The organism is Ruania halotolerans (assembly GCF_021049285.1).
In the GTDB taxonomy this organism is placed as follows: domain Bacteria; phylum Actinomycetota; class Actinomycetes; order Actinomycetales; family Beutenbergiaceae; genus Ruania; species Ruania halotolerans.
This window is the reverse complement of the sequence record NZ_CP088017.1, coordinates 2,938,725-2,959,217: the sequence shown is the minus strand read 5'-3', so window position 1 is coordinate 2,959,217 and position 20,493 is coordinate 2,938,725. Positions and strand designations below refer to the sequence as shown.

Here is a 20,493-nt window from a genome sequence, read left to right as displayed (position 1 = left end):
CGATGGGCACCCGAGCAGGCCACGCGCCCGAGCCTCTCCTCATCCTGGCCACGCACAACGCCCACAAGGTGGCCGAGTTGCGCGCCATTCTCGCTGAGGCCGGGATCGTCTCCGATGACAGTGCCCGGATTCAGGGAGCTGGCGAGGTCGGTGCACCCGAGCCCGTCGAAGACGGCGTGACATTTGCCGAGAACGCGCTGATCAAGGCACGTGCCCTCGTGGCTCACACGGGCGTTCCAGCGCTGGCCGACGATTCCGGCCTGGCTGTGGATGTGCTTGGCGGCGCGCCCGGCATCTTCTCCGCCCGCTGGGCCGGTGTGCACGGGGACGATCGGGCGAACCTCGACCTGTTGCTCGCTCAGCTTGCCGATGTGCCGGAGGAACACCGGGCCGCCGGGTTCGTGTGTGCCGCCGCCTTGGTGACCCCAGAAGGCACCGAGCACGTGGAGCTCGGGCACCTGCGGGGTAGCCTGCTCACCGCCCCGCGCGGGGAGGGCGGTTTCGGGTACGACCCGATCCTGCGGCCCGATGGGGAGAGCCGATCCTGTGCGGAGCTCACTCCGCAGGAGAAGAACGCGATCTCGCATCGAGGCCAGGCGTTCCGGGCGATCGCCCCGCACGTTGCGGCCGTCCTGGGTCGATGACCTGAGCTGATCCGGCGAGGACCCCGCACTGCTTGCTCATTTGATCGCAGATCGATGCTCATCTGATAATCTCGGGTGCACGAGCCGACGTCAGGAGCCGTGATGCCCACCCTCAGCGATGAGACCTTGCCCGACCTCGACCCGACCGTGGTCGTTCCCGAGTACGACCGCTCCGAGTTGGCCGTCGGGATCGTCCATATCGGTGTGGGCGGGTTTCACCGCGCTCATCAGGCGATGTATCTCGATCGCCTGATGGCCGAGGGTAAGGCGCTCGACTGGGCGATCTGCGGACTCGGCCTGTTGCCGGGCGATGTGCGGATGCGTGATGCGTTGCTCGCTCAGGACGGCCTGTACACGCTGGTGGCCAAGCACCCTGACGGGCGCAGCGAGGCGCGCGTGATTGGTTCGATCGCAGACTACGTCTTCGCCCCCGATGACCCCGAGGCAGCCCTGTCACGGATGGTGGATCCCGCGGTGCGGATCGTCTCCCTCACCGTGACCGAGGGCGGGTACAACGTGCACCCCGTCACCGGGGAGTTCGATCTGAAGAATGCGGCTGTCCGGGCCGATCTTGAGCCCGGCGCCGCCCCCACCACGTCGTTCGGGTATGTGGTCGAAGCGCTGCGCCGCAGGAGAGAGGCCGGCACGCCGCCCTTCACTGTGATGAGCTGCGACAACATCCAGGGCAACGGCGAGGTGGCGCACCGGATGTTCTGCGCGTTCGCCCGCGCCAAGGATCCCGATCTCGCCGACTGGATCGAACGCGTTGTCCCGTTTCCGAACTCGATGGTCGATCGCATCACCCCAGTGACCACCGACGACGATCGCGCCCACGTGGCCAAGACGTTCGGCATTGAGGATGCCTGGCCCGTGGTGACCGAACCGTTCACCCAGTGGGTCCTCGAGGACTCCTTCGTCTCCGGGCGCCCGCCGTACGAGGAGGCCGGGGTGCAGGTGGTCGATGACGTCACCCCGTATGAGTTGATGAAGCTCCGCCTGCTCAACGCCAGCCACCAGGCGCTCGCGTACGTGGGCTACCTCTCCGGCTACCGGCTCGTGCACGAAGTCTGCCAGGACGAGCTGTTTGCCCAATTCCTGCGTGCCTACATGGACCGGGAGGGTACTCCCACGTTGCGGCCCGTCCCCGGTGTGGACCTGGAGACGTACAAGTCCACGTTGATCGAGCGATTCTCCAACGCTGCGGTGCGGGACACGGTGGCCCGGCTCTGTGCGGAGTCCTCTGACCGGATCCCCACCTGGTTGGTCCCCGTGATCCGCGAGAACCTCGCCGCCGGTGGTGACGTGACCCTCTCCGCTGCCGTGGTGGCGAGTTGGGCGCGATACGCGGAGGGAGTCGATGAGCAGGGTGAGCCGATCGAGATCGTGGACCGGATCGCCGATCGCGTGCACGCCGCGGCGCTCGCGCAGGTCAGCGATGATCTCGCCTTCATCCGGGATCGCGATCTGTTCGCCGACCTCGTCGACAACGAGCGGTTCGTCACCGCCTACCGGTGGGCCCTGGACTCACTCCACACCCGCGGGGCGCGGGCCACCGTCACCGAACTGGTGAACGCCGTCAGCTCCTGACCGCGACCATCGCCTGCGCGCACTCCGCATCCAGGACCAGCGCAGAGGCGAACCCACCGCGCACAGCGGCTCGCACGGCCGGGGCGCACGGTGCGCCGAATCCGCACGCAATCACCTCAGGGGTGCGCCGCAGCTGTTCCAGGGTGACCGCCACGACGCGCTCGTCCAATGGGGTCTGTACCTCGCGCCCATCGGCGTCGAAGAGCCGGCCCGAGCACTCCCCGACCGTTCCACCAGCACGCGCTGCCTCAAGGTCAGCATCGCTGAGGTTCGGATACACCGTGGAGGTGGGCCGGGACCACCCGCCGATGGCCACGACGGCCAGGTCGAGGGAGCCGGCCTTGGCGAGCGCCTCGGCGATCTGTGGCTGTTCGCGCAGTCCGGTGGCGGTGGCCGCATCGCGGACCACCAGGGGCGCCCAGATGGGCCAGGTGCGGACGCCGGGCATCGCTTTGAAACGTTGGATGAGCTCGAGAGAGTCGCCGCTGCCCTGAACCGGTTGTGCACCGACGAGCTGGACGATCTCGCACGGTGCGAGCTGGTCGATGTACTGGGCGGCGGCCTCGATGGTGCGGGACCAGGACATCCCGACGGTCATCCCCTCCCGGACGCGATCACGCACCGCGCGTGCCACGGTGCGGGCGAGGAGCTCGCGGCGTTGCCCGACGTCCGAGTGGGAGGGGCTGATCGATACGTCAACGCCCAGTTCGGCGCTGAGTTGCGCACCGAGTTCGGAGTCGGACTCCTCCGGTAGGGAGATGGCAATGCGGACGATGCCCAGGTCCCGTGCACTGCTCAGTAATCGCGCGACCTGGAACCGGGACAGGTCGCGTTCCTTGGCGATCTCCACCTTCGACTTGCCTTCGAGGTGGAAGTCGATGCTCACGTCACGCATCAGGATCAGCTCGCTGTGATCCATGTGCTCTCCTCCCGCCGAACAGATGGGCGCCGCGCTCTTGCTCATCTGAGTGTATCGGACTATGGTGCCAGTATCAGATGAGCGCACCGCCTCGTATCAGATGAGCGAACCAGCTTGGAGAGGCAGCGCGCGGCCGTGACCGCACTGACGCGAAGGACGACGATGTTCCCAGATCAGCCGGCCCGCCCGGCGCCCGAGAGGCGACGATCACCAGTGGGCCCCAATGACAGCAGCGCGGGTTCGATTCGGTCCCGCTTGAGCACCCGGCACCGCATCGCCGCCGTCGCTGGTACAGCGTCGCTCGCCCTGGCCGGGTGCGCGGGAGCCGGCGCCGTCGGTGGAGGGGAGGGCACTGAGCAGATCGTGGTCGCGATCGTCTCGAACCCGCAGATGCAGGACGCGATCTCGCTGCAGGATGAGTTCCGCGCCGAGCACCCCGACATCGACGTTCGTTTCGTCAGCCTGCCGGAGAATGAGGCACGGGCAAAGATCACCGCCTCCGTGGCCACCGGTGGTGGCGAGTTCGACGTGGTGATGATCTCCAACTACGAAACTCCGATGTGGGCTGCCAATGGCTGGATCGAGAACCTGCAGCCGCACGCCGAGCAGACTGAGGGCTACCACCCCGACGACTTCGTGCCGAGCGTGGCCGAGGCACTTTCCTATGAGGGCGACCTCTACTCGGTGCCCTTCTACGGGGAGTCCTCGTTCTTGGCCTATCGCCAGGACGTGTTCGACCAGCAGGGCCTGACCATGCCGGAGCGCCCCACGTGGGCCGAAGTACGCGACCTGGCTGTCCAACTGCACGATCCTGGGGCCGGGTTCTCCGGAATCTGCCTGCGGGGGCTGGCCGGCTGGGGCGAGGTGATGGCACCGCTGACCACAGTGATGAACACTTACGGCGGTAGCTGGTTCGACTCCGACTGGAATGCCCAACTGGACTCACCCGAAGTACACGCCGCCGTCAGTGACTACGTGAACCTGGTGCGCGAGTCCGGCCAGCCGGGCGCCGCCACCTCGGGGTTCGGCGACTGCCTGACCCGGTTCTCCCAGGGCAACTCCGCTATGTGGTACGACGCCACCTCGATGGTCTCCAGCGTGGAGGACCCGTCCTCCTCGACGGTGGCCGGCGACGTCGGCTACGTGCCCGCACCGGTCCAGGAAACCGAGTCCGCCGGCTGGCTGTACTCGTGGTCCTTGGCCATCCCGACAACGAGCGAGCACACCGACGCCGCGTGGGAGTTCGTCTCCTGGATGACCAGCCCGGACTACATCCAACTCGTCGGCAACGAGCTCGGCTGGGAGCGGGTGCCCCCGGGCAGCAGGCTCTCCACCTACGAGATTCCCGAGTACGCGGAGATTGCCGAGGCGTATTCCGAGCCCACGCTGACCTCGATGGGGCTTGCCAGTCCGGAGAACAGCTTCACCGAGCCGGTGCCGTACCCAGGTATCCAGTTCGTGGGGATCCCGGAGTTCCAGGATCTCGGCACCCGAGTGGGTCAGCAGATCTCCGCAGCGATCGCGGGCCAGATCACCGTGGACGACGCACTCGAGCAGTCCCAGCGTTATGCCGAGACTGTGGCTGATTCGTACTCCGAAGGGGCGGACCGATGAGCACTCTGGTCGAGAAGCACCAGCGCCGCGAGGCTGAGCGTCGCGCGAATGTCAAGACGCCGGCGCAGATCGAACGCGGGGAGGCCTGGCGCCGCCGGGCACCGTTGCTGCCGGCGCTGATCTTCACCATCATCGTCACCCAGGTGCCGTTCCTGGTGACCATCTGGTACTCACTGCGTTCCTGGAACCTGCTCCGCCCGGGTGCGGACCGGTTCGTGGGGCTATCCAACTACGCCGATCTGTTCGCGGACTCCACGTTCCGCCAGGCCGCCGTGAACAGCGTGGTGTTCACGCTCGGCTGTGTGCTGGCGGCGATGATTCTCGGCATCGGCCTCGCGCTGCTGCTTGACCGCAAGTTCGTGGGACAGGGGCTGGCCCGCACGCTGCTGATCACGCCGTTCCTGATCATGCCGGTGGCCGGGGCGATGATCTGGAGCGTCTCGATGCTCAACCCCACCTACGGCATGGTGAACTGGCTGATCGGACTGGTCGGGATCAACCCGGTCGATTGGACCTCCACCTACCCGGTGCTGAGCATCCTGATCGCGTTGGTCTGGCAGTGGACGCCGTTCATGATGCTGTTGGTGCTGGCCGGACTGCAGGCCCAGCCCAAGGACGTCCTCGAGGCGGCCCAGATGGACGGGGCTGGGTGGGGCAAGACGTTCGTGTCCATCACGTTGCCGCAGCTGCGGCGCTACATCGAACTGGGTGTGCTGCTCGGTGCGATCTACGTGGTGAACACCTTCGACCAGATCTATCTGATGACGGCGGGCGGTCCCGGTACCGCGAGCGCGAACCTGCCGTTCTACATCTACCAGCGGGCGTTCCTCGGCTTTGACATCGGCCAGGCCGCCGCGATGGGTGTGGTGGTGGTGATCGCCACGATCATCGTGGCCACCTTCGCCCTGCGCGTGATCTTCCGCAGCTTCGAGCAGAAGGACTGATGATGACGACGACGTCCCCTGACATTCGTAGTTCCGCCGGCCCCGCCGCGGTCCGTGCCCCTCGCCCGGACCGGGGCGCGGGACTAGGTGGCGGGTTGCTCACCGTGCTCACCTGGGTGGTGGCGATCGCGTTCTTCTTCCCGGTGGCCTGGATGGCCCTGACGGCGTTCAAACAGGAGAGTGAAGCAGCCTCCAATCCACCCACGTGGTTCTTCACGCCCACGTTGGACCAGTTCCGCGCGGTGATCGACGGCGGAGCGGGGGTGTTCTTCGCGAACTCCCTGATCGCCACAGGCGTCTCCACGCTGCTGGTGATCGCGCTGGCGGTACCGGCCTCATACGCTCTGGCGATCCGGCCGGTGAAGAAGACCAGCGATGTGCTGTTCTTCTTCATGTCCACCAAGATGCTGCCGGTGGTGGCCGTAATCGTGCCCATCTACGTGATCGCAGGCCGGCTGCACGTGCTCGACACGATCTGGACCCTCGTGGTGCTGTACACCGCGATGAACCTGCCGATCGCGGTGTGGATGATGCGCTCGTTCTTCCAGGAGATCCCCGGTGAGGTGCTCGAGGCTGCGTCCATGGATGGTGCGGGGCTGATGCGCACGCTGCGCGCCGTGCTCATCCCGATGGTCGCGCCCGGATTGGCCGCGACGGCGCTGATCTGCGTGATCTTCGCCTGGAACGAGTTCTTCTTCGCCCTGAACCTCACCGCCGCCAGGGCGGCGACAGTGCCGATCTTCATCACCTCCACGATGACCAGTGAGGGCCTGTTCCTGGCCCGCCTCTCCGCTGCGAGCCTGCTGGCTTCCCTGCCGGTGCTGATCGCCGGGTGGGTGGCGCAGAAGCAGCTGGTGCGCGGACTCTCCATGGGTGCGATCAAGTAGTCACGCCGCACGCCTCGCGGTGGGTTGGCTGAGTGTCGCGTTTCGCGCGTACTTCGACACTCAGGCAACCCTCGCGGGGTGGCACAGCGCGCGGCCGATCATTTCCACGGCGCTGCCGTCGTCCAGGTCCTGATCAGTGAACCGCAGGATGGTGACCTGCCGGCTCAGCACCATGCGGTTCTGGCGGCTTCGGTCCTGGTAGACGGCCGTCGGTGTCCCGTGCACCCCACGGCCATCCATCTCGACGATCACCCACGTGCCGTCCGATCGCTGCCACCCCAGATCGCCGCGAGCGACCACCCGGCCGGCGCGGTCGTGAACCCGAACCTGCAGGTCGGGCGGTGGCAGCCCCGCGTCGACGAAGAGTAGTCGTGCCCGGGTCTCCAATGGCGACTCGGCCCGACCGTCGGCGAGCGTGATCAGCTCTCTCGCTCTCTGTGCGCCGCGCCGGCCGTGCAGAGTCCGCTCGAGTTCCCGCATCCCCACGGACGTCAACCGCCCCGTGTGCAGAGCGGAATCCAGTACTGCAACGGCATCCCGGCGGCTCATCTCGGGCAGCGCATGCGCGAGAGCGACCGGGACCGTTGCGACGCGAAACCCGTTGATGAGCACCGCCGGGATCGGATGGCGACAACGTCGCACCAGGACGCCGGCCGGGCCGGTGATGCTCCGTCCGTGCGAAACGCCCACCTCTGGCCGGATCCGCCGTGGCAGCCCTTGGACCTGCTGCAGCGCCAGCGCCGCCATGCCGACCGCCGTCGAACCTGGGACGGCCAGCACACCCGTCCATGCGGCCTGCTGCCTGACCTCGTCCCACGAGTCCAGGAGCGTATCCACCGGCGTGCGATACACACCGCGGGTGACCCGGAGCCAGCGGCCTCGCCGTACCAGGTTCCGCAGCTGCGCGACCGTGACCCCTTCCGCCCTGGCCTGGGCGTGGCCGATCATGCCGGCCTGACGCCGGGCGAGAGACTCCGCGCTCACGATCATCCGCTGAGCTGCCATGAACCGATCGCACCACACGACGTGAGCGTTGCGCTGGAGCTTGTGGATAGCGCGGTGGCGCAGAGCAGCGACATGGCATGGCTACCGTGGGCGGATGGTGCCTCAGATGTCCGACGTCCTCGCCGCCGGGGAGCTCACCCTTCGTGTGCTTACCCCGGGTGACCACGCCGACGTCCATGCCATCTTCTCGGACCCGCAGACACACACGATCGGTGACGGGCCGGTGCGCGATCCCGAGGAGACCCGTTTGTGGCTGGAACGGCGTGCGGTCCGGCGAGACTCGCACGGGGTGACCTGGTACGGCGTGTGTCGATCCGACGGCACGATGATCGGCACGGCCGGCCTCCTGATAGGCCGAACTGCACCGTACCCAGAGCTTGGCCTCGAGATCCGTTGGCCCGATCAGGGCCGCGGCTTCGGGACGACGGCTGCCGCTGCCGTGGTGGCCGAGGGACATCGAGCCGGGTTCGGCCAGGTGTGGGCCTCGGTGCGCTCGTGGAACGCAGCTTCCTTGCGTGTTCTCTACCGGATCGGGTTCCGCCGAGACCGCAGCGAGGGCAACCTGATCTACCTGATGCACTCGACGAGGGTGGCTTGAGTGTCGCGTTCAGCCTGATTCACGACACTCAGGCAACCCGCGCCGGACGAAGTCGGCGCCAGAGCACGACCACGGCGCGCCAGCCGACCATGAGTCCGCCCAGGGCGAGCACCGTCACGAGGGGGAAGGCGCCGGACAACCCACCTCCGGTGAGGCCGCGCAGGGTCAGGCCACCGGCCGCCGTCACCAGCCACACGACGGTGCCAGTGGGCCACGGGCGCACCGGACTGCGCCACGCACGCGCAAGCGCCCAGCCGAGGATCAGGGCGACGAGGAACGGCCATGCAGTGCCGAGGGTGCCGATGGTCACCCCGGAGTCGTGATGCGTGCCACGGCCTGCGATGACGAACACCAGCACCGCCACCACATCGGCCCCAGCTGACCAGGCGGGTTGACCGACGACGACCGGGGCGGGCTGCGCCGTCGGGGCTCCCTTCTCGCTCAGACCAACCGCCCCACGGTGGCCAGCGCTGTACGCACCAGGGCGCCGTGGCCGTCCACCATGTCTGCTTGCACCATGGGGGAGACCGCCTCCTCCGGCGTGAACCACCCGATGTCCAAGGCGTCCTGCTGGGGGCTGCAGTCCCCGTCCACGGGCACGATGTAGGCCAGGGAAACCGCATGCTGGCGAGGGTCGTGATACGGCGTGATCCCAGGGGTGGGGAAGTACTCGGCCACGGTGAACGGGGTCAGCGTGACCGGGATCCTGGGCAGCGCCATCGGTCCGAGGTCTTTGTCGATATGGCGCGACAGGGCGTCCCGGATGAGCTCATGGAACATCACGCGGCCGGAGACCAATGCCCGGGATATCCCGCCGTCTCGCGGGGTACGCAGCAGCATCCCGACCCGCTGGATCACACCGTCCGGGTCAACCCGCACCGGGATGACGTCCACGTACAGGATCGGCATGCGCCGCCGTACTGCCGCCAACTCATCGGGTTCGAACCAGCCGTCCTCGGTTTCGACACTCGTGTTGCTCACCCCTGCTTTCTATCGCGTCGCGGGGTGGGTTGGCGAACGCGGCTACGCGACGCTCACGACAGTGCGCGAGGCGCGGGGAGTCGCTGCGCTCCTCCTCGTCCCGCTTGAGCACAGTTCCTTCGTCACAGTGCGCGAGGCGGGGCCGTCGCTGCGCTCCTCCTCGTCCCGCTTGAGCACAGTTCCTTCGTCACAGTGCGCGAGGCGGGACTCGAACCCGCACGCCCGAAGGCACAGGAACCTAAATCCTGCGCGGCTGCCAGTTACGCCACTCGCGCTTGCGGGGCCTAGCCTAGTCGCCGTGGTGACAACTGAACGACGTGAACCTGCCCCGCCTTCCGCCGTCCTGGTGCTCGACTTCGATGGAACGCTCTGCATCGGCGACGATCCGGTGATCTTCTACGCCGAGGAGGTGCAGCGTCGTCATCCTGGCATGGCGCTGGTCTCGGCCGCCCGGGCCTTCCTTGCCGGAGACCGAGCAGTGCCCGGCGCAGCGGACGGCTACCAGGCGGTGGCCGCGATGGCACGCGCGGCCACGTGCCCGAACGAGACGCTCAGCGAGGCATACCTCGCTTCCAGGGCACGCCTTGAGGCGGGGGAGGGGGAGACGAGACCGCCCGACGGCGTCCGGGACCTCCTCGCCGACGTTCGGTCCACCGGGGCGCAGGTGGTCCTGGTGACCAACGCACCACTCGTGGGCGCGCAGAGCTGGCTGGACACACACGAGCTGACGGCGCTCATTGACCACGTGGTGCCCAGTGCGGGGAAGCCCGACACGATGCCACAGATCCTCGACGACCTCGCTACTCGGGCCGCGGTGAACGACCCGGCCCGCCTGGCAAGTGTGGGCGACGTCTGGGCGAACGACGTAGGACCGGCGATGGACCGCGGCTCCACCGGATTCTTCATCGACCGGTTCAGCCTCGGGCACGGTCCGAGTACGCACGCGGCGGCGACCTTCGAGGGGCTGTCCGCGGCGATACGTGCCTGGGCTCGGCGCGAGATCGCATCCTGAACGGAACAACTCTCGACCGTTCAGTGAGTGTTTACCGGAATGCAACCCCCGTTCTCTAGCGCGGGTGCGTCGGCGTCAGTAGCGTGCAACTCGTGTTCATGGCTGCCGTGGGTCAGGTAATGACGTTGCGGGGCTCCCAGATGGTGCCGACCGGTGCCCCGAACGACGAGGGTGAAAAATGAAGCGTGCGATGCGTTGGGCGGCCATCGGTGCCGCGGCCGCGCTGGCTCTGACGGCTTGCGCCAGCGACGAACCTGCTGAGGATGAAACGGGCGGTGAACAGACCGGTGGCGACGAGGAGATGGCCGACCCCGAGGAGATCGTTCTCGGACTGGTCCCCTCGCAGGAGATGGACTCCCTGGTCGAGGATGCCGACCAACTCGGAGCCCTGATCGAGGCGGAGCTGGGAATCCCCGTGACCACCAACGTCACGGAGAACTACGCCGCGCTGGTCACGGCAATGCAGACAGGTCAGGCGCAGATCGGGATGTTCGGCCCGATCGCCCTTGTGCAGGCAGCTGACCAGGCTGATGCCGAGATCATCCTGCAGTCGGTGCGGTTCGGATCCTCGACCTATCACACGCAGTGGTTCACCAACGACCCGGACACCTACTGCCTGGACGACGTGGTCGAGGTGGAGAACGAGGATGGCTCCACCTACACCTTCTGCAACGGCGCGGACGCTGCCGAGGCGGGCCCCGCAGGCGAGGATGCACTCGCGCTCATCGAGCAGGACACCCCGATCTCGATGGTGGACTCCTCTTCGGCGTCGGGGTACTACTACCCGGCCACTCAGCTCGAGCGCGTAGCCGGCCTCGACCCACTCGCGTTGAACACCCAGTTCGCCGGTGGGCACCCGAACTCGATCATCAACGTGGCCAGCGGGGACTACCCGGTGGGCGTGAGCTTCGACGACGCTCGCGACAACGTGGTGGAGGAGAACCCGCAGATCGGTGAGGAAGTCACCGTGTTCGCCTACTCCGACGAGATCCCGAACGACGGCGTGGCCGTGGCCGGAGACCTCTCGGAAGACCTGCAGCAGCGCATCGCCGATGCCATGGTCGCCGTGATGGAGACCGAAGAGGGCGCCGCCGCCTACGACGCGGTGTACTCCATCGAGGGCCTGGTCCCGGCCGACCTGGACGCCCTCGACGCCGCCCGGCAGGTGGAAGCGAACTTCGCCGGACTGTGATCGGTCGATCAGCCGAACGGCGCAGGCGGGGCGCAAACCATCCCGCCTGCGCCACCGGCGCGTAGCAAGGAATGTGGGTCATGATCGAGTTTCGCGACGTGTCCGTCACCTACCCGAACGGCACCACTGCGCTCGACGGCGTGGATCTGACCATCCCGGAGGGGCAGTTCGTGGTGGTCGTGGGTCTTTCGGGTGCCGGAAAGTCCACGCTCGTGCGCACGATCAATGGCATCGTCCCCGTGACTGGTGGAGAGCTGTTGGTCAACGACGCGCCGGTAGCCCGTGCCAACCGCCGGCAACTGCGGCACCTGCGCTCCCAGGTGGGGATGATCTTCCAGTCGTTCAACCTGGTCAGCCGTACGAGCGTGATGAACAACGTGCTCACCGGTCGCCTGCACTCCACCGGTGTTCTCCGCTCACTGCTCGGGTGGTTCTCCGCCGAGGACAAGGAGATCGCCTTCGACGCGCTGGAACGAGTGGGCATCCTCGAGAAGGCGTACGTGCGCGCCTCGCAACTCTCCGGCGGCCAGCAGCAGCGGGTGGCGATCGCACGCGGACTTGCCCAGCAGCCGCAGATCATGCTCGCCGACGAACCCGTCGCCTCACTCGACCCGCCCACGGCGAACGCTGTGATGCGGGATCTGCAGCGGATCAACCGCGACCTCGGGATCACCACGGTGGTGAACCTGCACTTCCTGGACCTCGCCCGCCGCTACGGCGATCGCATCATCGGAATGCGAGACGGACAGGTCGTCTTCGACGGCACCGGCGAGGAGGCCGACGACGCCGTCTTCGAGTCCATCTACGGTCGATCACTGACCGCCGACGATGTGGCGGAGAAGAACGCGGGACCAGTGGCGTGAACACCACGTACAGCACCGTGGCGGCCGCGTGACCGCGCCCGCCGTGCGAACAGTCTCGCAGTCCGACCGCCCGGTCAAGCCGCCGCCTTCGATCGGCGCGATCCTGGGGCTCGTCGCGTTCCTCGCCATTACCGTCTACTCGGCGATCGGGATCGAGTTCACCCTCACGCCGCTGTTCACCGATGCGATGCGCGGCCGGGAGATCGTCGCGCGATACTTCGATCCCGCCTGGTCGATCCTGACCAGACCTGCGGTGATTGACGCCTTCCTCGAGACGCTCTACATCGCCATCCTGGCAACGCTGGTCGGCTCGATTCTCGCGCTGCTGCTGGCCATGCTTGCCTCGAAGGTGTCCGCGCCCACCATCGCGGTCTACCGGGTCACCAAACTGGTGCTCTCCGTGGTTCGATCCTTGCCGGACGTGGCCTACGGCCTGCTGTTCGTTGCCTTCGTGCAGACCGGAGCCCTCCCCGGCATCCTCGCACTCATCGTGTTCAACATCGGCATCGTCGCCAAACTCACCTCGGAGTCCATCGACGCCGTGGATCGCGGACCGATCGAGGCGGTCGAGGCCGCTGGCGGCAGCCGGTTCCAACGCGGCCGTTTCGCTGTGATGCCACAGGTCGCCCCGAACTACCTCTCCTATTGCTTCTACGTGTTCGAACTGAACATCCGCGCCTCGGCCGTGCTGGGAATCGTCGGAGCAGGGGGGATCGGAGAGATCATCGATCTGCTGGTCAGCCGGTTGCAGCACGAGGAGCTCGCCGCTGTGGTGTTCGCACTCTTCGCGGTGGTCTTCGTGCTCGATCAGTCCTCACGCGCGATCCGCCGGAGGCTCACATGAGGACCGCAGAGGCCACCGCGCGCAAGAACACGCCCGCGCCGCCGTCGAAGGTGCGCACAACCATCTGGCTCATCGTGAGTGCAGCCATCGTGCTCTGGGCGTTATGGCAGGTGGACGCGCGATGGGAGCGCGTGGGGCAGATCGTCACCGAGGCGCCTCGGTACTTCGGGCTGATGAGCCAGGGCTTGCTCCAGAACCCCATAGCGGAACCGTGGAGCGCCTACTGGTCCAAGAGCATCGCGCTGATGATCGAATCACTCCAGATGGCGTGGATCGGCACTCTGATCGGTGCCATCATCTCCTTCCCAATCGCATTCCTCGCAGCCAGCAACGTGGCACCACGCCCCGTGGTGCTCGTCGTGCGGCAGGTGCTGAACATCATCCGCGCCATACCTGAGATCGTGTTCGCCCTGGTATTCATGATTCCGATCTTCGGTCTCGGTCCGCTCGCCGGCGCCCTGGCCCTCGGAATCGGATCGGTGGGGACCCTGGGCAAACTCTCCAGCGAGGCGATCGAAGGGATCGACCTCGGGCCGATGGAGGCGCTCGACGCTGCCGGGGCGTCGAAGATTCAGCTACTTCGCTGGGCCGTGGTGCCGCAGGTCCTCCCCGAGATCGTGGCGTTCTGGTTGTACCGGTTCGAGATCAACATCCGTGCGGGCGCCATCCTCGGCATCGTCGGGGCCGGCGGGATCGGATCGATCCTGGGTCAACTCTTCAATGGTCGCGAGTGGGGCCGGATCGGCATCACCCTCGTGGTGATCATCGTGGTGACGGTCATCGTGGACCAGATCTCGGCCGCCGTCCGTCAACGGATCATCTCCGGGCCTGGTCGGAGCACGTCCAAGGCAGACATCCCTGAGCCGGTTGTGGACTGATGTCTGGCGCGAACCCCGAGCTCGGCAGTGTGCCGGCCCTGATCCGCGCGGGGATATCTGCACTGCACCCGAGCGAGCAGCGGGTGGCGCAGGTGTTCATCGACCGGCCCGAGTGGACGATCGAGGCCTCCGCACAGGAGGTCGCGGATGCCGCTGGTACCTCTCGTGCCACCGTTGTCCGAGCGGCTCAGCGTCTCGGTTTCTCCGGATATCCACAGCTGCGGGTACTTCTCGCCCGGGATGTCGGGCTGGCGGCCAGGGGGAGTGAGGACGGGGAGCCGAGGGACGCCGTCGGCGTGGTGCGTGCGGTGGTGCGGGATGTGGCCCGGGCGGCCGAAGATCTCGCGGCGCTGCTCGATCCCGGCGATGTGCAGACCGGGGTGGAGCTGCTCCTGAAGGCACGCTCGGTCTTGGTGATCGGCAACGGACTCTCTGCACCGGTGGCCATGGAGGCCGCGATGCGACTCAATGCGATTGGACGCAGCGCCGAGGCACCGGTGGACCACATCGCTCAGGGTGTGCGGGCCCGCCTGCTCCATCCGGAAGACGTGTGCATCGTGATCAGTGGAACCGGCAGTACTCGACCGACCGTGCAGGCCGCGCGTGCGGCGAGGGCCACGGGTGCCGGGTTGATCGCGTTGACGGCGTTCACCACCTCACCGCTGACGGAGATCGCGACGGTGAGCTTCGTCTCTGCACTCGGCGCGTCCTCGTTCCGGGACGAGATCACCCGCACCACCCGGTTGAGTCAGACGATCATGGTGAACGCGCTGATCCGGGCGCTCATCCAGGCGGACCCGGAGAGCGCTCGGCTGGCGCAGGCGCGCATGCTCGACGTGATCGGTGAGGTGTTCCTTCAGGACCCGCCGTAGCCCTTGATCAGGGGTCGGTTGTGGCCGCCGCCGGCAACAGATCGAGGCACACCGGCTCGACGGCGGCTGTTCAGTTCTGTGTAGATCCGTGCGTTGCGGCGTTCGTATCTGCCAGAGTCGGGGCTCCAGTCCACCGCCGGCAAGGAGATCTCATGACGCCGATGTCCCTGCGCTCCCGGGCGCGTTCTGCCCTGGCAGCCGCATTCACTGCAGCGCTGATCGGTACGGTCGCATCCGTCGTCGGGGCAGGTCCTGCCCATGCCGCGACGACTCCCGAGATCGCCAACCCCACCTTCGCTGCGGTCGGGACGAACGGTGTGCCCACTGGGTGGGGCACCTGGGCCCCCGCGGGCACTGCGATGGTCGACGTCGACCAGACGGCTGGCCCTACCGGGGGCCCGGCCGTGGCGATCAGCTCGGTCTCCGGCGCCGACGCGCGCCTGGCACTGACCCAGCGCATCGACGTCGACGCCGCCACCGCACGTGAACTCACGCTGACCGGCTGGGTGCGGGGGGATGCTCTGACAGGTGGCTTCAGCATGCTGCGGATCCAGGCCTACGACGCAGCCGGCCGCGTCGTCGTGCCCGTCCGCGCCGGACCCTACGTCACCGGCACATTCGACTGGCGGCCCTACTCGACCGACATCGTGCTTCCCGAGGACGCAGCCCGGATCTCCATCGAACCGATCCTCGACCGGGCCGGTGGCACCATCTGGTTCGCCGATCTCAGCATCACCGAGACCGTCGCCACCGGTTCCACCCTGACCGCCTCACCGACCGCACGTGGGCCGGTCGAGCTCACCTGGGCGTTCGACGATGTGCAGGCGGACCGCTACGCGGTCCACCGGGCCGAGGGAACCGCCCCGCCGACGGCGTCGGCCGACAACCGGATCAAGGTCGCCTTGGCTCCCACGACGGCCGATGACGGCGCCGCACCAGCGACCACATACACCTACCTGGTCCAGGCCCTCGGCCCCGACGGCGACGCCCTGGCCACCAGCCCGCCGGCCACCACCACCACCGCCGGAAGCTTCGACGATCGCACGGTGCTCAGCCTCGTCACGGCACTGCAACAGGACCAGGGCACGCATGTCAGCTGGGCGGTCGGTGAAGACGACCCGGCCGACGATCTGAGCATCCAGGTGGGCGAGACCGCACCGGTGGCCGTCTCCGGTGACGACGGCAGTGTGGATGCGCCGGCCGGCAGCCCTGGGGACGACGTGGTGCTTCGCTCGGCCGGGACCGAACTCGCTCGCGCTGTGGTGGGCGCCGAGGAGCACCCGCGCACGCTGGTCAACGCCGACGTGGTAGCGCGCATCCAGGCCGCTCTCGCCGCCGGCCAGCCGACCGTCAGCGGTGCCTGGGAAGCGCTCACCGCCCGGCTCGACGGGTCCGGAGCCGCCTACCCGGGCTCGGCGACCGAGCTCTATCGTGCCCGCGATGCGGCGTTCGCCTACGCCGTCACCGGGGAGGCCGGCTACGCGCAGATGGCCTACGACGCCGTCATGGCCGGCGCCGACTGGATCGCCGCGCGCGAGACGAACATGGGACTCGAACTCGGGCGCGGGGCACTGAATCTCGCCCCCGCCTACGACCTGGCCCATGCGGGCTGGACCGAGGCCCAGCGCGCGGATGTGCGCGACCTCATGACCCGCACCACCGACCTGCTCTCGACCTACCACCACGACACCCTCGACGGCGCCGACCGCGCCTCGAACTGGGTCGCGGTCACGCACGGCACCGAACTGGCGCTGCTGCTCGCCGCCCGGGGTGACGGCGACTTCGGCACTCACGACAAACGGATCACGTACCTGATCAACCAGGTGGCGCGCCACCTGCAGGACGGCTACACCGAGACCGGATGGACCCAGGAGGGGTGGGACTACTTCCACTACGCCCAGCTCTACCTGTTCCCCTCCCTCTTCATGGCCCAGGATGCCGGAGTACGCGCCCTCGATCCGGTGCTGGCCGACGTCGACTTCTGGAACCTCGCCCTGCACGTGGTCTCCACCAGGGCTGACGGCGACGTCTCCCAGTTCGGCGTCTCGGGGCCCGCGAACCAGGTCAGCGGCACCTTCCCGCTGCTGTTCCCGACCGCACCGGAGGGTGCCCTGCCCGGCCTGAAGCACCTCTACGACCATGTCCAGGGGGTCGCCACCGCCGAGCCGCGCTTCGACGACGTCCACAGCATGTTCGCCGTGCTGTACTACCCCTCCGAGGTGAGCAGCGACCCGGACCAGATGAGCGGTGAGGCGGCGCAGCTCGCTCAGCAGGCACTGCTCGACGACGAGGCGGGATTCTATGCCTTCCGTTCCGACCTCGCCGACGCCGACGACACCCTCATCTCCACCTCCAACCGCAACACCCAGCACAAGGGCTGGGCCGCGGCGGAGACCTTCGCCCTCTCCTGGATGGGTCACGACACGTCCTGGGCAGGGCAAGGTGGCAAGGCCCAGGACCCGCTGCTATGGAGCAAACCGCTCGTGGACGGTGAGCTGGAGCCCTTCGAGAACCAGTACAACACCGTGCGCGGGGAGGGCGTGAGCCTGGCCTCCCGGACATTCGACGGCCAGGGCGGTGGGTACGTCCATCTCGACGGATCGGCCAACTTCGAGGTGACCACGGCCGAGCGTGAGCAGGTGGTCGATCTTGCACCGGGTGGCGACGCCGATGCGATCGTGGCCATCCACGACACCTTCGCTGACACCACCTCCCACAGCTGGGACTGGCAGCTGCGCCCGGACGAGACGGTCACCATCGCCACCTTCCCCGAGGGCGCAGCGCACGAACCCCTGTTCACCTTCACCGGCGCCGACGGCGCGACCCTGTCCGGCTTCGTGCCGGACCGGGAGGGCCTGACCGTCCAGGTCATCGACCAGACCCTGCGGCTGACCCGGACCGGTACCGACGTCGAGTTCGGGATCGTGCTCGCCACCTCCGCCGGCGGAGCGTTGGAGGCCGAACTCCTCGACGGAGACCTGCTACTCGACGGCCGCGTCATCGACCTGGCCGCCCTCAGCTCAGTCGAGGACGGTTTCCCCACGGAAGTCGACGACGCGACGCAACCCCCCGCGGTCGGGGTCCTCAGCTCGGATAACGGCTGGGACACCGGTCTGCGCGACGGCGACTACACGGTCTCCATGAACGTGTGGTGGGGCAGCAACGCGAGCAGGGTGCACCTGTACGAAAACGGCACGCTGATCGCCTCTGAGCGCGTCGACGCGGCGAGCCCGGCGGCTCAGGAGGTGGAGTTCGACCTCACCGGCCGCACCGACGGCGACTACGTCTACACCGCTGAGCTCGTCAACAGTGCGGGCCGGACCACGACGGCGCCGCTGACAGTCTCCGTGACGGACGCTGCGCCCGGGGTGCCCGTGCTCAGTCACGACAACTGGGACGGCGACGGCTCGTTCGCCCTGACCGGGAACCTGTGGTGGGGCACCAACGCCGATCGCTATCGTCTCTACCAGGGTGAGGCGCTCGTCGCCGAGGGGGAACTCGAGCCACAGACCCCGAAGCGCCAGCAGATGGTGCACGAGGTCGACTCGCTCGAACCGGGTAGCTACGTCTTCCGCCTCGAATGGATCAACGACGCCGGCACCAGCACCTCCGATCCCCTCACCGTCGAGGTCGACTGACGCGCCGAGGCAGGCGTCGGCAGGTCGAGTGCCGGTGAGATCGGCGTCAGGCTGAGCGAGCGCGAGGGCACAATGGGAGCCATGCTCCCGACCGAGCGGCGTGCCCGGCTCCTGCGTGAGCTGCGGGTGCACGGCACCGTGCGCACCGAGGAGTTCGCGCTCAGGGTCGGCGCCTCCGGGATGACCGTCCGCCGCGACCTCGCCGATCTCGAGCTAGCGGGGATGCTCCAGCGCGTCCATGGCGGTGCGGTCTCGCCCAGCGAGCCCTTGGCCGCGCCCCGCGCGAGCGCGCCGGTGGCCACGATCGGGATGGTGGTGCCTTCGGCGACGTACTACTTCCCCGACATCATCCGCGGGGCGCGAGAGGCGATCGCTGCCGCGGACAGCCGTATGATCCTGGCCGTCTCCGACTATTCGCGGGCCCGGGAGCGCGAGCAGATCACCCGGCTGCTCGATCGAGGGGTCGATGGGCTGCTGGTGGCCCCGGCTTCCCACGCCCCCGACGACCCACAGACGTATGAGCTCCTGGCCGCCGCGCCGGCCGCCGTCGTGGTGCTGGAGCGCAGCCTCGACGGGTCGCCGTGGCAGGGCGAGCTCGACATCGTCCGGTGCGACCACGAGGTCGGTGGCCAGCTCGCCGCCGCGCATCTGCTCGAGACCGGGTGCACTCGTATCGTGGTGGCGACCAGGACGGGCCCCACGGCGCCGCTGGTCCGCGCCGGCGTTCGGCGCGCCCTCGGCGCCGTCGGACTCGAACCCGCGGCAGTGACGCTACCGCCGGCAGGCGCACCGGCCGCTGCCGTGCACGAGGCGCTCACCGCGCTGGTGGATCGGTGCCGCACCGGCGACGTCGACGGCGTCATCGTCGTACCGGACGAGGTCGCGATCGGTCTCGTGGATCTGGCCGAGGACGCGGGGCTGAGCATCCCGGCCGACCTGGCTGTCATCGCCTATGACGACGAGGTGGCGGCGCTGTGTGCCACCCCGCTGACGGCGATCGCACCGCCGCGTCACGACGTCGGCGAGTCCGGCGCGCACCTGTGCCTGCGGCGGGTGATGTCGCGGCTTAGGGCCGATTCGCCGAGGGCGTGGTCCAGCCTGGCGCTTTCCCCGGTGCTGCGGGTGCGGGGAACGACGGGGAACTCAGTCCCGGCACCACCGTGGGCATCCCGATAACTGTTCAACCAGTTCCGAAGCGGCTTGGGGCCGACTCCGTAGGAGGTCGCTACTTCCTTGATCGACCTAGCCGGCCCTAGCCCGTGCCCGGTGGTGGGTGCCGCGCCCGGTCAGTCGACCTTGAGGTCGCGACGCAACTTCGCGACGTGCCCGGTGGCCTTCACGTTGTATTGGGCCAGCGACACTGCGCCCTCCGGGTCGACGACCACGGTGGAGCGGATCACGCCGGTGTAGGTGCGTCCGTAGTTCTTCTTCTCGCCCCAGGCGCCCCACGGCTCAAGCACCGTGTGCTCAACGTCACTGACCAACGGGAACGTCAACGACTCGTTCTCGGTGAACGTCTTCAGCTTCTCCACCGGGTCAGGTGAGATGCCCACGACGGCGTACCCGGCGGCCGTCAGGGACGCGAGAGAGTCGCGGAAGTCGCACGCCTGCGTGGTGCAGCCGGGGGTGCTCGCGGCGGGGTAGAAGTACACGATCACGCCGTTTTCGGCGGATTCGCGGGCCTCGGCGAGCGAGAAGGAGCCCCCGTCGGCAGTGGGCAGGGTGAAGTCGGGCGCGGCCTGGCCCGGCTCGAGACGCGGCATGGAATCCTCCAAGGATGTGGGGTGTGTCCTCAGCCTATGCGCCGGTACTGACAGCCTCGCGAAGGCGATGCGCCAGTTCGCTTCAGGCGGGTCAAGGCTGCTAATATCGCTGACGCGCTCGCACCTCTAGCTCAATTGGCAGAGCAAGTGACTCTTAATCACTGGGTTCCGGGTTCGAGTCCCGGGGGGTGTACCCCAGACGGCCCGTCAGCACCACGCTGGCGGGCCGTTGTCGTCTGGTTCGTGCGAACC

Annotated in this window: 19 protein-coding genes and 2 tRNA genes; 15 read left to right on the top strand and 6 right to left on the bottom strand. The window is 67.8% G+C overall.

The genetic code is table 11. From position 1 onward, the window contains the following. Positions 1–2: 2 nt before the first annotated feature. Together rdgB and LQF10_RS13200 are read left to right on the top strand one after the other, a co-directional pair. The gene (rdgB, locus tag LQF10_RS13205; protein ID WP_231064298.1) at positions 3–644 is read left to right on the top strand and encodes an RdgB/HAM1 family non-canonical purine NTP pyrophosphatase; all 642 of its coding nucleotides are present in this window, start codon (positions 3–5) and stop codon (positions 642–644) included. 102 nt (positions 645–746) lie between these two features. Next, positions 747–2,231, top strand: coding sequence for a mannitol dehydrogenase family protein (locus tag LQF10_RS13200; RefSeq protein WP_231064297.1), 1,485 nt, complete (start codon positions 747–749; stop codon positions 2,229–2,231). Here LQF10_RS13200 and LQF10_RS13195 read toward each other — a convergent pair. Continuing rightward, positions 2,221–3,150, bottom strand: a complete 930-nt coding sequence (locus LQF10_RS13195; RefSeq protein WP_231064296.1) for a sugar-binding transcriptional regulator — start codon at positions 3,148–3,150, stop codon at positions 2,221–2,223. The two genes, LQF10_RS13200 and LQF10_RS13195, sit on opposite strands and share 11 nt — an antisense overlap. Before the next feature lie 255 nt (positions 3,151–3,405). Here LQF10_RS13195 and LQF10_RS13190 point away from each other — a divergent pair, with 255 nt between their 5' ends. The 3 genes from LQF10_RS13190 to LQF10_RS13180 are packed head-to-tail and all read left to right on the top strand — an operon-like array spanning position 3,406 to position 6,595. After that, on the top strand, positions 3,406–4,764 hold the full coding sequence (locus LQF10_RS13190) for an ABC transporter substrate-binding protein (RefSeq protein ID WP_231064295.1): 1,359 nt from the start codon (positions 3,406–3,408) through the stop codon (positions 4,762–4,764). Continuing rightward, positions 4,761–5,708 (top strand): carbohydrate ABC transporter permease, encoded by a 948-nt coding sequence (locus LQF10_RS13185; protein WP_231064294.1) that lies wholly within the window; start codon positions 4,761–4,763, stop codon positions 5,706–5,708. Before LQF10_RS13190 ends, LQF10_RS13185 begins: the two co-directional genes overlap by 4 nt. Before the next feature lie 2 nt (positions 5,709–5,710). After that, on the top strand, positions 5,711–6,595 hold the full coding sequence (locus tag LQF10_RS13180) for a carbohydrate ABC transporter permease (RefSeq protein WP_231064293.1): 885 nt from the start codon (positions 5,711–5,713) through the stop codon (positions 6,593–6,595). A gap of 60 nt (positions 6,596–6,655) precedes the next feature. Here LQF10_RS13180 and LQF10_RS13175 read toward each other — a convergent pair whose 3' ends face one another. Then, a complete protein-coding gene (locus LQF10_RS13175) occupies positions 6,656–7,600 on the bottom strand; it encodes a type IV toxin-antitoxin system AbiEi family antitoxin domain-containing protein (protein WP_231064292.1) in 945 nt (314 codons plus the stop codon). A 94-nt stretch (positions 7,601–7,694) separates the two neighbouring features. On the opposite strand from LQF10_RS13175, the gene LQF10_RS13170 reads away from it, so the two are divergent. Further along, positions 7,695–8,198 carry a GNAT family N-acetyltransferase gene (locus LQF10_RS13170; RefSeq protein ID WP_231064291.1) on the top strand — a complete coding sequence of 168 codons (504 nt, stop codon included), beginning with the start codon at positions 7,695–7,697 and terminating at the stop codon, positions 8,196–8,198. Positions 8,199–8,226: 28 nt separating this feature from the next. Here LQF10_RS13170 and LQF10_RS13165 read toward each other — a convergent pair whose 3' ends face one another. From LQF10_RS13165 to LQF10_RS13155, 3 genes are all read right to left on the bottom strand, one after another. Then, positions 8,227–8,562, bottom strand: a complete 336-nt coding sequence (locus LQF10_RS13165; protein WP_290371167.1) for a DUF3054 domain-containing protein — start codon at positions 8,560–8,562, stop codon at positions 8,227–8,229. A gap of 77 nt (positions 8,563–8,639) precedes the next feature. After that, positions 8,640–9,179 carry an NUDIX hydrolase family protein gene (locus LQF10_RS13160; protein WP_253073033.1) on the bottom strand — a complete coding sequence of 180 codons (540 nt, stop codon included), beginning with the start codon at positions 9,177–9,179 and terminating at the stop codon, positions 8,640–8,642. A 193-nt stretch (positions 9,180–9,372) separates the two neighbouring features. Continuing rightward, positions 9,373–9,454, bottom strand: a tRNA-Leu gene (locus LQF10_RS13155). Positions 9,455–9,477: 23 nt separating this feature from the next. Here LQF10_RS13155 and LQF10_RS13150 point away from each other — a divergent pair. The 8 genes from LQF10_RS13150 to LQF10_RS13115 all read left to right on the top strand — a co-directional run bounded on the left by LQF10_RS13150 (position 9,478) and on the right by LQF10_RS13115 (position 19,654). After that, positions 9,478–10,191: an HAD family hydrolase gene (locus tag LQF10_RS13150; RefSeq protein WP_231064289.1), complete on the top strand. Its 714-nt coding sequence runs from the start codon at positions 9,478–9,480 to the stop codon at positions 10,189–10,191. 178 nt (positions 10,192–10,369) lie between these two features. Continuing rightward, positions 10,370–11,383: a phosphate/phosphite/phosphonate ABC transporter substrate-binding protein gene (phnD, locus tag LQF10_RS13145; RefSeq protein ID WP_231064288.1), complete on the top strand. Its 1,014-nt coding sequence runs from the start codon at positions 10,370–10,372 to the stop codon at positions 11,381–11,383. Positions 11,384–11,463: 80 nt separating this feature from the next. After that, complete coding sequence (phnC, locus tag LQF10_RS13140; RefSeq protein WP_231064287.1) at positions 11,464–12,246, top strand: phosphonate ABC transporter ATP-binding protein; 783 nt, start codon at positions 11,464–11,466, stop codon at positions 12,244–12,246. A 28-nt stretch (positions 12,247–12,274) separates the two neighbouring features. Next, positions 12,275–13,090, top strand: coding sequence for a phosphonate ABC transporter, permease protein PhnE (gene phnE / locus LQF10_RS13135; RefSeq protein ID WP_231064286.1), 816 nt, complete (start codon positions 12,275–12,277; stop codon positions 13,088–13,090). After that, the gene (gene phnE / locus LQF10_RS13130; RefSeq protein WP_231064285.1) at positions 13,087–13,968 is read left to right on the top strand and encodes a phosphonate ABC transporter, permease protein PhnE; all 882 of its coding nucleotides are present in this window, start codon (positions 13,087–13,089) and stop codon (positions 13,966–13,968) included. The genes phnE (LQF10_RS13135) and phnE (LQF10_RS13130) overlap by 4 nt, the downstream gene beginning before the upstream one ends. Further along, the gene (locus LQF10_RS13125; protein ID WP_231064284.1) at positions 13,968–14,840 is read left to right on the top strand and encodes a MurR/RpiR family transcriptional regulator; all 873 of its coding nucleotides are present in this window, start codon (positions 13,968–13,970) and stop codon (positions 14,838–14,840) included. The genes phnE (LQF10_RS13130) and LQF10_RS13125 overlap by 1 nt, the downstream gene beginning before the upstream one ends. Before the next feature lie 152 nt (positions 14,841–14,992). Further along, positions 14,993–18,478 carry an early set domain-containing protein gene (locus LQF10_RS13120; protein WP_231064283.1) on the top strand — a complete coding sequence of 1,162 codons (3,486 nt, stop codon included), beginning with the start codon at positions 14,993–14,995 and terminating at the stop codon, positions 18,476–18,478. Positions 18,479–18,559: 81 nt separating this feature from the next. Further along, positions 18,560–19,654, top strand: coding sequence for a LacI family DNA-binding transcriptional regulator (locus LQF10_RS13115; protein WP_231064282.1), 1,095 nt, complete (start codon positions 18,560–18,562; stop codon positions 19,652–19,654). Between the two features lie 110 nt (positions 19,655–19,764). On the opposite strand, the gene bcp is transcribed toward LQF10_RS13115, so the two are convergent. Continuing rightward, positions 19,765–20,241, bottom strand: a complete 477-nt coding sequence (gene bcp / locus LQF10_RS13110) for a thioredoxin-dependent thiol peroxidase (RefSeq protein ID WP_231064281.1) — start codon at positions 20,239–20,241, stop codon at positions 19,765–19,767. A 120-nt stretch (positions 20,242–20,361) separates the two neighbouring features. On the opposite strand from bcp, the gene LQF10_RS13105 reads away from it, so the two are divergent. Further along, a tRNA-Lys gene (locus LQF10_RS13105) sits at positions 20,362–20,434 on the top strand. Positions 20,435–20,493: the final 59 nt, after the last annotated feature.